Genomic DNA, 14241 nt, shown 5'->3' with positions numbered 1-14241 from the left:
AAGGTGATACTAATGTTACAACGGAGTACATATCCGCTTTATTCCCTCTTGACAATATCGTTTATGGAAGGCTACAATATCTTTAACTTACTAATACATTAGCGAACTAAAGTATTCTGAAACTGAGGTGTTTTAGCGCATGAGCCGCTTATTTATGTTTGAAAAGCCATTAGGCATGAGAGATACATTACCGGAATTATATGAAACAAAGCATTCGGTCCGCACTGCGATCAGCGAAGTGATGAAGCAATGGGGCTATCAATTTATGGAAACACCAACTTTGGAGTATTACGAAACGGTTGGTGCTGCTTCTGCGATTTTGGACCAGCAGCTATTTAAGCTGCTTGACCAGCAAGGACATACTCTTGTCCTAAGACCGGATATGACGTCGCCCATTGCCAGGGTTGCCGCATCAAAGCTGCTAAAGGAAGATTTACCGCTCCGCCTTGCTTATACGGCGAATGTGTTCCGTGCCCAGCAGCGCGAAGGCGGACGTCCTGCCGAATTTGAACAAATCGGCGTGGAATGTATCGGCGATAGTACAATCAGCGCGGACGGCGAAAGCATCGCGTTACTTGTCGATTCATTAACAGAAACCGGACTGGAGACATTTCAGCTTTCAGTTGGACATATTGGCTTTGTCCAAGAATTCTTTATTGATATTTTAGGAACGGAAGAACGGGTTAAAGCATTAACGACCTTTTTATATGAAAAAAACTACGTTGGCTACAAAGAACATGTGAAGCAATTAACCTTGTCTTCCATTGATAAACAGCGTCTGTTAGATTTTCTCAAACTGCGCGGTGGAGAAGAGGTTATTGATTCTGCCGTAAAACTGCTTGAAAACGGAAAAGGAAAAAGCGCCCTCCTCGAATTAAAACAGTTGTGGGAGATTCTGACGGATTATGGTCAAGCAGGAACAAAGGTTAAATTTGACTTAACACTTGTCAGCCATATGAGCTATTATACAGGTATATTATTTGAAGTGTATGCAGGTCAGGTTGGATTTCCAATTGCCAGCGGCGGACGCTATGACAGGCTTTTGAAAAAGTTCGGCAAGGATACCGGTGCCACCGGTTTTGCCATCCGTCTTGACCGTCTGCTTGAGGCATTAGGAAAAATCGAAGGTAAAGAACCGGTGCAGTGTATCCTTTTTAGCAGCGAGCGCCGCAAAGAAGCGATTACGTTAGCTGCGCAAAAACGATATGAGGGTGTTAAAGTGGTTCTCCAAGATATTAATGGTGTGACGGATATTGATGCCTGTACAAAATTATATGATGAAGTTGTGATGTTAGTTGGAAACGCCGGGAAGGAGTCAGCACGATGAAAGAACCATTAATATTTGCCATGCCGAAGGGGCGTATTTTTGAAGAAGCAGCGGCATTGCTGCGAGAAGCAGGATTCAAGCTGCCGCCGGAATTTGATGATTCACGAAAATTGATTATTGATGTACCAGAGGAGAACTTCCGCTTTATCCTTTCAAAGCCGATGGATGTGCCGACTTATGTTGAACATGGGGTCGCCGACCTTGGGATTGCCGGAAAAGATGTGATGCTGGAAGAAGACCGCGACGTTTACGAAGTATTGGATTTAAAGATCAGTGCCTGTCATTTAGCGGTTGCCGGTCTGCCAAATACAAAAATGAATGATGTCGCACCACGTATTGCGACGAAATACCCGCATGTAGCTGCGGCGTATTTCCGTGAGCAAGGGGAACAGGTTGAAATCATTAAACTAAACGGTTCGATTGAATTAGCGCCGATGATTGGTCTTGCTGATCGAATCGTCGATATTGTTTCCACTGGAAGAACGCTTGTAGAAAACGGATTAGTAGAATATGAACAGATTGTCGACATTACTTCACGCTTGATTGTCAATCCGGTAAGCTATCGAATGAAGGATGAGCGTATCAATGAAATTGTCGAGGCCATTTCAGGTGTATTAAATAAAGAAACTACAATGAAGTAATCATCAGGTGAAACTATATTAACGGGTTAGGAGCAAAGTACGGTGAAAATTATCCAAGTAAATGAAGATATTTCATTAAAACGATCAGTTGATAGTGGAACAGAAGAGCAGCGTGCGATTGTAAAGGATATTATTGGAGCGGTGAAAAGCGGCGGCGATCAGGCTTTGTTTGATTTCACAGAAAAATTTGACCGCGTCCGTCTTTCTTCATTAACTGTAACAGATGCTGAAATAGAGGAAGCCTATAAAGAAGTGCCGAATGCTACGGTCGAAATTATCAAGGAAGCAGCGGAAAATATCCGCGTCTTTCATGAAAAACAATTAAGAAATTCATGGATTACAACGGAGAAAAACGGTACAATGCTGGGGCAAAAGGTGACTCCGCTTGATTCTGTCGGCGTGTATGTGCCTGGCGGAACAGCGGCCTATCCTTCGTCTGTCCTGATGAATGTCGTGCCGGCTCAAGTTGCCGGTGTGGAACGGATTGTTATGGTATCGCCTCCGGGTCAAGACGGGAAACTGCCTGCCGGTGTACTAGTTGCCGCGAAGGAGTCGGGTGTGAAGGAGATTTATAAAGTCGGCGGAGCACAAGCGATTGCGGCATTGGCTTACGGGACAGAGTCCATTAAGCCGGTCGACAAAATTACAGGTCCGGGAAATATATTTGTGGCCTTGGCAAAGCGTGAAGTGTTCGGAGATGTTGATATTGACATGATTGCCGGACCAAGTGAAATTACCGTTCTTGCTGATGAAACAGCAAGAGCCAATGAAATTGCAGCTGATCTGCTTTCGCAGGCTGAACATGATGCACGGGCCTGCAGTGTCCTTGTTACCACTTCCCGCAAATTAGCCGAAGAGACAGCATCAGAGGTTGAAAAGCAGCTGGCAGTATTGCCGCGTAAAGAAATTGCGGCTCCAGCGATTGCTGATTATGGTGCCATCTATGTAGCAGAAACAGTGGATGAAGCGATTGAAACAGTGAATAAACTGGCCCCTGAGCACCTTGAGGTTATCATGGAAAATGCAATGGAAAAGATCGGGAAAATCCGTCATGCCGGAGCCATCTTTATCGGCCGCTACAGTTCAGAACCAGTGGGAGATTATTTTGCCGGTCCAAACCACGTTCTGCCTACGAATGGAACAGCCCGTTTCTCAAGCCCGCTGAATGTGGATGATTTCCAAAAGAAGTCGAGTATTATTATGTACAGTGAGCAGGCTTTTAACGAAAATGCAGCGAAAATAGCCGCATTTGCCCGACTCGAAGGTCTTGAGGCACACGCTCGATCCATTGAAGCAAGATTTAAGAAGTAATTTTGATAAAAGAATACAGGGAGAATTTAAATATGACAAGAAGTGCTTCTATCGTTAGAAATACATCAGAAACACAGATTGAACTAGAACTAAATATTGACGGCACAGGGAAGTCCAACTTGGAAACAGGAGTCCCTTTCTTAAACCATATGCTGGATTTGTTTGCCAAACATGGCCAATTTGATTTAAGAATCCAAGCAAATGGGGACACATATATCGATGATCATCATACGACAGAGGATATTGCGATTTGCCTTGGTGCTGTATTAAGGGAAGCACTCGGCGATAAAAAAGGAATCAAACGCTATGGGAATTTCTTTATTCCAATGGATGAAACTCTGGCACAGGTGGTCATTGATTTAAGCAACCGTCCCGCATTCGTCATTAAAGGGGCTGATTTTCCAAGCCAAAAGGTCGGGACATTTGATACAGAACTGGTTCATGAGTTTCTCTGGAAATTGGCTCTTGAAGCAAGAATGAATCTTCATGTTATTATCCATTACGGTCAAAATACACACCATATGATTGAGGCTGTTTTTAAAGCAATGGCACGAGCACTTGATGAGGCCACAACCATTGACCCGCGTGTAAAAGGTGTTCCGTCATCAAAGGGGATGTTATAAAATGATTGGTATTGTCGATTATGGCATGGGGAATTTATTCAGTGTCTCTAAGGCGCTGGAACGTCTCCATGTTCCTTACTTTATTTCGGAAAAAGCAGCAGAGTTGAATGAAGCAGACGGGCTTATTCTTCCCGGTGTCGGTGCCTTCAAGGATGCGATGGTCCGCTTGAATGAAACCGGTCTTGCCGATTTTATCCGCGGCTATGCGGCTTCAGGCAAACCGCTTCTTGGCATCTGCCTCGGTATGCAGCTGCTGTTTGAGGAAAGTGAAGAGCACGGTTATATGGAAGGTCTTTCGCTGTTACCGGGAAAGGTCGTTCGTTTCCCTGGCGAGTCAAGTGACGGGATATCTTATAAAGTACCGCATATGGGCTGGAACCGTTTGCAATGGGTGAATGGTTCCATCCTGACAGATAACTTAAAGGAAGACTATGCTTACTTTGTCCATTCTTTTTATGTCAAAACAGACGACCCTTCAATCTTGATTGCGAAGGCTTCTTATTTTGAAGAGGTACCGGCTGTTGTCGGCAGAAAGAACGTGTTTGGCATGCAGTTTCACCCGGAAAAAAGCAGCGATCTTGGGGTAGAACTGCTGCGTAATTTCACAGAGTTAGCGTAAAAGAAAGGGGACAGGAGCTATGGCATTTACCATTTACCCTGCCATTGATATGAGAGGCGGGAAATGTGTACGTTTAATACAAGGTGATTATAATCAAGAAACCGTTTATGGCGATTCACCGTTTGATATGGCTAAGACGTTCAAGGAAGCGGGAGCAAACTGGATCCATATGGTCGATTTAGACGGCGCTAAGGATGGCAGACGTGTCAATGATACCTTTGTGATCCAGGCTGCGAAAGAGCTGAATGTCAACGTTCAAATCGGCGGCGGCATTCGGACAGAAGAGGATATCCATCATTATTTAGAAAATGGTGTCACAAGAGTCATTATTGGCAGCATCGCGATTTCAAATCCTGAGTTTGCCATCGAGATGGTGAAAAAATACGGCAGTGCTATCGCCATCGGACTGGATGCGAAAAACGGCTATGTAGCAACACATGGCTGGTTAAATACATCGGAAGTCAAAGCAGTAGAAGTCGGGAAGCGCTTTGCCGATGCCGGGGCGGAAACGTTTATTTTTACCGATATTGCAACAGACGGGATGCTGACAGGACCGAATACAGAAGCTGTCAAACAAATGGCTCTGGAAACAGGTAAAAGCGTCATTGCCTCCGGAGGTGTCAGCTCCCTTACGGATTTAGCCGTTCTGAAGGAATTGGAAGGATCAGGCGTATCAGGAGCCATTGTCGGAAAAGCTATTTATGAAGGAAGATTCACTGTTGCTGCTGCTTTGAAAGAGGTGGGTGTATAATGATTACAAAGAGAATTATCCCTTGCCTCGATGTAAAAGAGGGTCGTGTCGTCAAGGGTATTCAATTTGTTCAGCTTCGTGATGCAGGCGATCCCGTTGAGCTGGCCCGCTTTTATGACGAGCAGGGCGCGGATGAACTCGTTTTCCTTGATATCTCGGCTTCCCATGAAGGCCGGAAAACAATGGTGGAAGTGGTTAAGGCGGTGGCATCGGAGCTGGCGATCCCGTTTACAGTCGGCGGCGGAATCAATTCACTTGAAGACATGAAACGGATTTTACGTGCAGGAGCGGATAAGGTTTCTTTGAATACAGCTGCCGTCAATCATCCGGAGTTGATCACAGAAGGATCGGACTTTTTTGGTGCCCAATGTATCGTTGTGGCGATTGATGCGAAATGGGATGAAGAGCTTGGATCTTGGCGTGTCTACACCCATGGCGGCAGAACAGCGGTTGATAAAGAAGTGATTGCTTGGGCAAAGGAAGCTGTGGAACTCGGTGCCGGTGAAATCCTCCTGACAAGCATGGATTGTGACGGCGAGAAGACCGGTTTCGACCTTGCTTTAACGAAGGCAGTCAGTGAGGCGGTTACCGTTCCCGTTATTGCTTCAGGCGGTGCCGGCAATGCCGAGCATTTTGCTGAGGCCTTTATTGATGGGAAAGCAGATGCAGCACTCGCAGCATCGATTTTCCACTATAAAGAAACCTCTGTACGCGAAGTGAAATCGTATTTAAGGGAAAAAGGTGTAAACGTCCGATGAATATGGAACAGATCAAGTTTGATGAAAAAGGATTAATTCCGGCAATTGTTCAGGATGCCAACACGAAAGAAGTCCTAACGCTGGCCTATATGAATGCTGTTTCGCTTGCGAAATCGCTGGAAACAAAGGAAACGTGGTTTTACAGCCGCTCACGTCAGGAATTATGGCATAAAGGTGCCACAAGCGGCAATACACAAAAGATTGTTGAAATGAAGCTGGATTGTGACCGGGATGCTATCGTGGTTCTGGTGCAACCTGCAGGACCGGCATGTCATACAGGAGCGATCAGCTGTTTCTCAGAACGGATTTTGAAGGAGGTTTAAACTGCTTCATAATAACTACTGAATTGTAACAAAACATTCAAAAGGCACCGATCGTTTTTATTGCACTTACGAACGTATATTTGGTATAATAAATTAAAACCAGTATACGAGGTGTTTTACGATGAAAATCACTCGAATCTGTTTATTAGAAACGAATCATAATGAAGAAATCGACCATCTTACACAAAACATTTCTTGTAAAAAACCAAGAATTACAACTAAAGGAGGTGAAATCCTGGTTACAAAATTCTTGCGGAAGTCTGACCAGTAGAAGGAATGGTCTTTCGCAATAGCCAGCTCTAACAGAGCACCGCAGGTCGTCCTGGACAGTAGGTTCATGACAAGGGTTCGAGTCCTTTCCTGACGGAGTGACGTGAGAATCGTCATGGCATGCCCCTTTTTCTTGGTTCGGGGGCGAATCGTTACTATTTGAAAACTTTTAATAGTTTTTAATAGATTTTTGTAACCAGGAAGAAAAGTGAAACAAGAAGCCAATCTAGCGGATTATCAAATTCTGATGGATCTAGAAAAAATCATCGACCAGCGTGAAAAAGAACGTCCGGAAGGTGCCTATACGACGTATCTGTTTGAAAAAGGCGTCGATAAAATTCTGAAAAAAGTAGGCGAAGAAGCGTCAGAGGTTATTATTGCAGCAAAAAATCGCAGTCACGAGGAATTAAAATGGGAGGCTGCAGATTTACTTTATCACTTGCTTGTCCTCATGCGTGAGCAGGAGCTTCCATTCAAAGAAGTTCTGAATGTGTTAAAGGAAAGACATGTAGCAAAAGAACAAAAATAATTTTCACATAAAAAAAACCGGCGGATTCCGCCGGTTTTTTGCTTGCTTAAGTATGAAAGCTGTCGTAGTTTTTTCTTTCCTGCTCATCCTCTTCTCCGGTGTATAGAAGTGTGATATACTAGATAAGTTAGAACCAAATAACTTTTTTCAGAAGAACCAATCACTTTTAAAGTTTAGAAACGAATACCAATCACGAATTTAGCGGGGGTTCAAACCTCAGCTGAAAAAAGTTAAGCCTCCGGCGGATGCCTCAGATTTTCAAAGGAAATTTTTCGAGCTTGCTCGAAAATATCTGGGCGCAAATACGCCAAGGCGCATTTGATATATGGAGGATTACATGAGTAAAAACTCGCATGTTACACAACCAACAGGCAAAGTATTGTCGTTTATTCCAACGGGTGAATACTATTTTACAAAAGGTTTAAAGGCGTTTCGCCGCCGTGATTTTCATAAAGCAAAAAAATATTTACAGCGCGCTCTTCAGCTTGAACCTCATGAGCCAATGATCGCCTGCCAGCTGGCCATTATTTATACAGAACTAGGCGAATATCAGCAATCAAATCAGCTGCTGCATATGGTCATGGAAGAGATGGATCATGATATGGTGGAGTGTCATTACTTCCTTGCTAATAATTATGCCCATTTAGGTTTCTTTAAAGACGCTTATCATCATGCCAATTGTTATCTGGAAATGGAGTCTGACGGTGAATTTGTCGAGGATGCAGAGGATCTAATTGAAGTGCTGACTCTCGAAGCAGATGAGATCGATGATGAAGATCTTTATGGGCAGGATGACTTAATGATGAAACAGGAGCAGGCGCGGGAATTGCTGGAATCCGGTCATTTTCCAAAGGCGATTAAAATTCTGAATGAAGTGATTAAGGAATTTCCGGAGCATTGGTCTGCTTACAACAATCTAGCGTTGGCTTATTTTTATCTCGGAGAATTTGAAAAGGCATTGCAAATACTGGATGACGTCATGGAACGAAATCCGGGAAATCTGCATGCCGTCTGTAATAAACTGGTCTTTTCTTATTTCCTAAAAGACTTCAAGCAAGTGATGGAGATAAAGAGCATGCTCAAGAAAGTACAGCCAATCCTAACTGATCATCAATATAAGATAGGGGCGACATTCGCATTGGTCGGGGAATATGAACCAGCATATCAGCTGCTGCGTAAGCTGCAAAAGCATGGTTACGAAGGGGACGGTCCCTTCTATTACTGGCTTGCTTATTCATCCTATTTTACCGGGAAGGAGCAGCTTGCTCGTACTGTGTGGGAAAAAGTACTGGAAATCAATCCTGAAAAAGCAGGATTTGAGCCGTGGAGTGAGAATCACCCGACTGCCGCCGGCTATGAAGAGAGCGTGACAACGATTCTGAAAAAGCTGGACAGCAATCATATGGAGGAAAGACTCTTTGCTGTTTTTCTTATCTCCCTTTCAACTGATCAAGGCAGCGATCTTTTCGTTAAAGAGCATCTTAAATTCGAGCAATTTTCAGTGCTGGAAAAACAATATGTGTCCATGATTCGTTCCGGAATTCAGCCGGAAAGCAGCCAGATTCCTGCTGCACATGAAGTAGCATTGATGCTGTACGAACAGCATCAGCCAATCGGAACCGTAGAAGCAGGACTATATTTAATGTGGTTTACTGCTTTTATATCCATGTTCAAGGAAAAGGTATCTTTGAAAAATAAAAAGGCTTATGCTGCGGCAATCGAGTATATCTGGAATAAGCTGCGCAGTGAAAAAGTGTCACAGCAGCAAGTGGCCAATCATTATGGTCTTTCCCTTTCAACCTTGCAAAAATACGTTAAACTGGTGAATCATCATCTGCAATGAGCAAACAAGTGGACTTCCGATCCGTTGTTTTATAGGATAGTGATGAGAAGGTTATACTAACAAAATCTTATCTGCGCAATAATCAAAAGGCTTCGGCCAAGTGGGAATGATTAAAGGAGTGGGACAACGTGACGGAAGAGAAAATTTACGATGTGATTATAGCAGGTGCCGGACCGGCAGGAATGACAGCAGCGGTCTATACTTCACGTGCCAATTTATCAACATTAATGCTTGAACGGGGAATTCCAGGCGGACAAATGGCCAATACGGAAGAAATCGAAAACTATCCGGGATATGAAAGTATTCTTGGTCCGGAATTGTCGACGAAAATGTTTGAGCATGCGAAGAAATTCGGTGCTGAATATGCATATGGTGATATAAAAGAAGTGATTGACGGAAAAGAATATAAAACCATTGTTGCTGGTTCAAAGCAATATAAAACCCGTGCTATTATTATTACAACAGGTGCTGAGTATAAGAAAATGGGTGTTCCTGGCGAAAAGGAATTGGGAGGCCGCGGTGTTTCTTATTGTGCGGTTTGTGATGGTGCCTTTTTCAAAGGGAAAAATCTTTTTGTTATAGGCGGCGGCGATTCTGCCGTTGAAGAGGGCGTTTATTTAACTCGCTTCGCAGATAAAGTAACGATTGTTCACCGCAGAGATGAGCTTCGTGCGCAAAAAATTCTGCAGCAGCGCGCATTTAATAACGAAAAGGTTGAATTTATCTTTAATCACACGCTGAAACAAATCAATGAGACGGACGGAAAGAAAGTCGGCAGCGTCACACTTGTATCGACAGAAACGGGAGCCGAGCAGGAGCTTTCGGCAGACGGAGTCTTCATCTATATCGGAATGAACCCATTATCAAAGCCATTTGCGAACTTAGGCATTACAAATGAAAACGGCTATATCGTTACTAATGAAAAAATGGAAACTGCTGTTCCTGGCATTTTCGCTGCAGGCGATATCCGTGAAAAGACTCTTCGCCAAGTGGTTACAGCCACAGGTGACGGAAGCATAGCAGCAGCAAGTGTGCAGCATTATGTAGAAGAACTCCTTGAAGAATTGGAATTAAAAGCATAGGACAGGGAATTAGTAAATTTTTACAAAAATTCATCTTCTTTTAATTTCTTTGTAATCGTTACGAAATATAATTAGAGTATGATGAAGGTAGAAATTGACCCCCTTTAAAGATATTTCATGAAAGCGCAGGCAGCGTAGCCTGTGCTATTTTTTTGCTCCCATCACTACAATCTTGTTTCATTGTGACCGATACATAAAAATAGTATAATAAAGTGAAAAACTTGTTTTGGCTTCACAAATGCCTCCAAGTGAGGTTTTTTTCTGGATGGTGGGGCTTAGATGGTTCGTGAAGCTTTGCTTCACTCTGGGGTTGGGATGAGTTTTGGACGCAGACTTTTGTTTAGTTTGTGGCTCTCAGAACGCTCATTGAAAGAAAACAACTTGAATATAGATATACTATCATTAGTGAAAGTCTAATTGAGGTGATCCAGTTTGCAGCGAGTGACAAATTGTGTATTGTTAAAAGATGATAAAGTGCTGCTTTTGCAGAAGCCGCGCCGAAATTGGTGGGTGGCTCCAGGCGGCAAAATGGAACCAGGAGAATCTGTTCGTGACTCCTGCATCCGGGAATTCCGCGAAGAAACAGGTATATATTTACGCAATCCTAACATTAAAGGGATTTTCACCTTTATTATGAAAGATGAGGATAAAATCTTATCTGAATGGATGATGTTTACATTCTTTTCAACTGCTGCAGATGGACTCTCTGTCGAAGAGTCGGATGAAGGCATTATCCGCTGGCAGCCAGTTGATGAAATCAGGAATCTTCCGATGGCAGAAGGAGATTATCATATCTTAGAGTATATGATTCATGGGAACGGAATTATTTACGGAACTTTTACATATACTCCAGATTTTAAATTGCTCAGCTATCGTCTTGACCCAAGCTAATGGATAGGAGGGATAAATCATGAGTACCGGAGCAGTAAATGATATTCAATTGGTGATAATTACCGGAATGTCTGGTGCAGGAAAAACCGTTGCAATTCAAAGTTTCGAGGATTTGGGTTTTTTCTGCGTTGACAATTTACCTCCTACTTTACTTCCGAAGTTTTTGGAACTGATGAAGGAATCAGGGAATAAAATGAACAGAGTTGCGCTCGTCATGGACTTAAGGGGAAGAGAGTTTTTTGATCATCTTTTCAAAGCACTTGATGATTTAGCGGAAAGCTCATGGGTGACTCCGCAAATTCTTTTTCTTGAGGCAGATGATGCCACGCTTGTGAGGAGATACAAAGAAACAAGAAGGAATCATCCGCTGGCAAAAAACGGTCTGCCGCTTGAGGGGATCAAGCTTGAAAGAGAACTGCTTGATGAATTAAAAGGCAGGGCGCAAATCATTTATAATACTTCAAACATGAAGCCGAGGGAATTAAGAGAAAAAATCTTAACCGAGTTTGCTTCGACTAAGCAGTCCTTATTTACAGTCAATGTGGTTTCTTTCGGATTTAAACACGGCATTCCGATTGACGCGGATCTTGTGTTTGATGTCCGGTTTTTACCGAACCCCCATTATATTGAACATATGCGTCCGATGACCGGGATGGATGAAGAGGTTTCGGGCTATGTGCTGAAGTGGAATGAAACGCAGAAGTTCTTGGAAAAGGTAACTGATCTTTTAGCCTTTATCCTGCCGTATTATAAACGTGAAGGGAAGGCCCAGCTGGTCATCGCCGTGGGCTGTACAGGAGGCCAGCACCGTTCCGTTGCACTGGCAGAATATATCGGTCATTATTTTGAGAAAGATTACCATACTAGAATTTCGCATCGTGATATAGATAAAAGGAAGGAAACACCGAAATGACGAATAATAGACAGCCCCGGATTGTTGTGATCGGCGGCGGGACTGGATTGCCTGTACTGTTAAGAGGGTTAAAGAAATATCCTGTTGACATTACGGCCATTGTAACAGTAGCCGATGATGGAGGCAGTTCCGGCAGACTGCGGGAGGAGTTGAATATTCCTCCCCCTGGTGATGTTCGAAACGTTCTCGCTGCTCTTTCTGATGTAGAGCCGCTAATTGAAGAAATGTTTCAGCATCGGTTCAAGGCTGCAAATGACTTATCAGGACATTCGCTAGGTAATTTAATCTTGGCTGCCATGACATCGATTACGGGGAACTTTATGCATGCTATTCAGGAAATGAGTAAAGTCCTGAATGTAAGGGGAAAAGTCCTGCCTGCATCCAATCAAAGTGTTGTCCTAAATGCCATTTTTGAGGATGGTTCAATTGTTTCAGGTGAATCGAAGATCCCGAGCTGCGGCAAGAAAATCAAGAAGGTCTTTTTAACACCTGAGCATGTAACCCCGCTGCCTGAAACCATTCTGGCCATTAGAGAAGCAGATTTGATTGTCATTGGACCCGGCAGCCTCTATACAAGCATTTTACCTAATCTTCTTGTCCCTGAAATTGGGGATGAGGTAGCTCGTGCCAAAGCAAAAAAGGTATATATTTGCAATTTAATGACACAGGCGGGAGAAACGCATGACTATACGGCCGGCGATCATATCCGCGCCATTTATGACCATATCAAACAGCCTTTTATCAATACCATTCTGGTGAACAATGAAGATATTCCTCTTCCGGTACAGGAGAAGTACAGTAAGGAAGATGCCGTTCCAGTCCATTTTGATATAAATAGTTTATATTCGCTCGGGCTGGAGGTTATTTTTGGTGAGATTGTTTCGATTGAAGATGATGTGATCCGTCATGATACAAAGGAAGTAGCAAAAATTTTATATTCTTTGTTAATTGATGAAACCTTAAAGCGATCGTGAGCGTATTACAGAGGTGCATTGATTGATCATACACCTAGAAAAGCTTGGCTGCCGGAATCTGTTCCGGTACCAGGCAGCATCGGCTCATGGATTGCCGGTATTGGATAAGCGGGGTACCGCTTATAATGAGAGGGGTGAAGTAGTGTCGTTCGCATCAGAGACGAAAAAGGAATTAACGAATTTAGAGGTAAAAGACTGCTGTGGCAAAGCTGAATTATCAGCGCTGATCCGGATGAACGGCTCACTCTCGTTTGCAAATAAAAAACTGGCTATCGATATTCAAACTGAAAATGCTGCAATTGCCAGGCGCATTTATACGCTAATTAAGAAATATTATACCGTAAATGTAGAATTGTTGGTTCGAAAGAAAATGCGCTTAAAAAAGAATAATGTTTATATCGTTCGCTTAGTGGAAAAAGCACGGCAAATCTTGTCCGATTTGAAAATAATCGGGGAGGGGTTCGAATTTGCTCACGATATTTCTTCGGAATTAATCAAGAAAAAATGTTGTAAGCGCTCTTATTTGCGCGGGGCTTTCCTTGCGGGAGGTTCTGTCAATAATCCGGAGACATCTTCCTATCATTTGGAAATTTCTTCGCTTTATAAAGAGCATAATGATGCTTTATGCGAATTGATGAATTCATTTGATTTAAATAGTAAAACGCTTGAACGAAAAAAAGGCTTTATCACTTATTTGAAGGAAGCAGAAAAAATTACGGACTTTTTAATCATTATTGGTGCAAATACTGCGCTGTTGAAATTTGAAGACGTTCGGATTGTCCGCGATATGAGAAATTCCGTGAATCGGTTGGTCAATTGTGAAACTGCTAACTTAAATAAAACGATTGGTGCCGCCATCCGCCAGGTAGAAAATATTAAATACATTGAACAGACGGTCGGTCTCGGAATCCTTCCTGAAAAGCTTCGGGAAATAGCCGAACTGCGCGTAGCCTATCAGGATGTAACGCTAAAAGAGCTGGGTGAAATGGTATCTGGCGGAAATATCAGTAAGTCGGGAATTAATCACCGGCTGCGAAAAATAGATGAAATCGCTGAAAAATTAAGAAAAGGCCAAATGACAGGAGGAAAATAAAAAATGGTAGAAAAACAGGTGCAAGTGAAATTACGAACAGGGCTGCAAGCACGTCCGGCAGCATTATTTGTTCAGGAAGCAAACCGCTTTTCATCAGATGTGTATTTAGAAAAGGATGGAAAAAAGGTAAATGCGAAAAGTATCATGGGATTAATGAGTCTGGCTATCGGTTCCGGAAGCACGATACAATTAATTGTTGATGGTTCAGATGAAGAAGAAGCACTAAACAAATTAGCAGACTATATCGAACAAGATATCTAAACAAAAAACTCGCAGCGAAAAATCTGCGAGTT

14 protein-coding genes and 2 pseudogenes are annotated in these 14241 nt (G+C 43.0%); all 16 read left to right on the top strand.

Annotated elements, in window-relative coordinates:
• Window positions 1-139: 139 nt before the first annotated feature.
• The 16 genes and pseudogenes from HNR53_RS08380 to HNR53_RS08305 all read left to right on the top strand — a co-directional run bounded on the left by HNR53_RS08380 (window position 140) and on the right by HNR53_RS08305 (window position 14209).
• Window positions 140-1327: an ATP phosphoribosyltransferase regulatory subunit gene (locus HNR53_RS08380; protein ID WP_184524811.1), complete on the top strand. Its 1188-nt coding sequence runs from the start codon at window positions 140-142 to the stop codon at window positions 1325-1327.
• The gene (hisG, locus tag HNR53_RS08375) at window positions 1324-1968 is read left to right on the top strand and encodes an ATP phosphoribosyltransferase (protein ID WP_184524810.1); all 645 of its coding nucleotides are present in this window, start codon (window positions 1324-1326) and stop codon (window positions 1966-1968) included. Before HNR53_RS08380 ends, hisG begins: the two co-directional genes overlap by 4 nt.
• Window positions 1969-2010: 42 nt before the next feature.
• On the top strand, window positions 2011-3279 hold the full coding sequence (hisD, locus tag HNR53_RS08370; protein WP_184524809.1) for a histidinol dehydrogenase: 1269 nt from the start codon (window positions 2011-2013) through the stop codon (window positions 3277-3279).
• Between the two features lie 32 nt (window positions 3280-3311).
• Window positions 3312-3902 (top strand): imidazoleglycerol-phosphate dehydratase HisB, encoded by a 591-nt coding sequence (gene hisB, locus HNR53_RS08365; RefSeq protein ID WP_184524808.1) that lies wholly within the window; start codon window positions 3312-3314, stop codon window positions 3900-3902.
• A 1-nt stretch (window position 3903) separates the two neighbouring features.
• Entirely contained in the window at window positions 3904-4521 is a 618-nt protein-coding gene (hisH, locus tag HNR53_RS08360; protein ID WP_184524807.1) for an imidazole glycerol phosphate synthase subunit HisH, read from the top strand.
• 19 nt (window positions 4522-4540) lie between these two features.
• Window positions 4541-5272 (top strand): 1-(5-phosphoribosyl)-5-[(5-phosphoribosylamino)methylideneamino]imidazole-4-carboxamide isomerase, encoded by a 732-nt coding sequence (hisA, locus tag HNR53_RS08355; RefSeq protein ID WP_184524805.1) that lies wholly within the window; start codon window positions 4541-4543, stop codon window positions 5270-5272.
• On the top strand, window positions 5272-6030 hold the full coding sequence (gene hisF, locus HNR53_RS08350; protein ID WP_184524803.1) for an imidazole glycerol phosphate synthase subunit HisF: 759 nt from the start codon (window positions 5272-5274) through the stop codon (window positions 6028-6030). The genes hisA and hisF overlap by 1 nt, the downstream gene beginning before the upstream one ends.
• A pseudogene (gene hisI, locus HNR53_RS08345) lies at window positions 6027-6347 on the top strand (phosphoribosyl-AMP cyclohydrolase); the annotation flags it as partial. The gene hisF and the pseudogene hisI, both read left to right, overlap by 4 nt.
• Window positions 6348-6846: 499 nt before the next feature.
• A pseudogene (hisE, locus tag HNR53_RS08340) lies at window positions 6847-7152 on the top strand (phosphoribosyl-ATP diphosphatase); the annotation flags it as partial.
• 337 nt (window positions 7153-7489) lie between these two features.
• Window positions 7490-8995, top strand: a complete 1506-nt coding sequence (locus HNR53_RS08335; protein WP_184524801.1) for a tetratricopeptide repeat protein — start codon at window positions 7490-7492, stop codon at window positions 8993-8995.
• A 128-nt stretch (window positions 8996-9123) separates the two neighbouring features.
• Entirely contained in the window at window positions 9124-10077 is a 954-nt protein-coding gene (trxB, locus tag HNR53_RS08330) for a thioredoxin-disulfide reductase (protein ID WP_184524799.1), read from the top strand.
• Window positions 10078-10509: 432 nt separating this feature from the next.
• On the top strand, window positions 10510-10968 hold the full coding sequence (locus HNR53_RS08325) for an NUDIX hydrolase (protein ID WP_184524796.1): 459 nt from the start codon (window positions 10510-10512) through the stop codon (window positions 10966-10968).
• A 19-nt stretch (window positions 10969-10987) separates the two neighbouring features.
• On the top strand, window positions 10988-11881 hold the full coding sequence (gene rapZ, locus HNR53_RS08320; protein WP_184524794.1) for an RNase adapter RapZ: 894 nt from the start codon (window positions 10988-10990) through the stop codon (window positions 11879-11881).
• The gene (locus HNR53_RS08315; protein ID WP_184524792.1) at window positions 11878-12855 is read left to right on the top strand and encodes a gluconeogenesis factor YvcK family protein; all 978 of its coding nucleotides are present in this window, start codon (window positions 11878-11880) and stop codon (window positions 12853-12855) included. The genes rapZ and HNR53_RS08315 overlap by 4 nt, the downstream gene beginning before the upstream one ends.
• A 142-nt stretch (window positions 12856-12997) precedes the next feature.
• A complete protein-coding gene (gene whiA / locus HNR53_RS08310; RefSeq protein WP_184524790.1) occupies window positions 12998-13948 on the top strand; it encodes a DNA-binding protein WhiA in 951 nt (316 codons plus the stop codon).
• 3 nt (window positions 13949-13951) lie between these two features.
• Window positions 13952-14209: an HPr family phosphocarrier protein gene (locus HNR53_RS08305; RefSeq protein ID WP_184524788.1), complete on the top strand. Its 258-nt coding sequence runs from the start codon at window positions 13952-13954 to the stop codon at window positions 14207-14209.
• Window positions 14210-14241 lie beyond the last annotated feature (32 nt).

The sequence above is a fragment of the Bacillus benzoevorans genome (assembly GCF_014207535.1).
Lineage (GTDB): Bacteria > Bacillota > Bacilli > Bacillales > Cytobacillaceae > Bacillus_BD > Bacillus_BD benzoevorans.
This window is presented reverse-complemented; position numbering and strand designations above follow the sequence as displayed.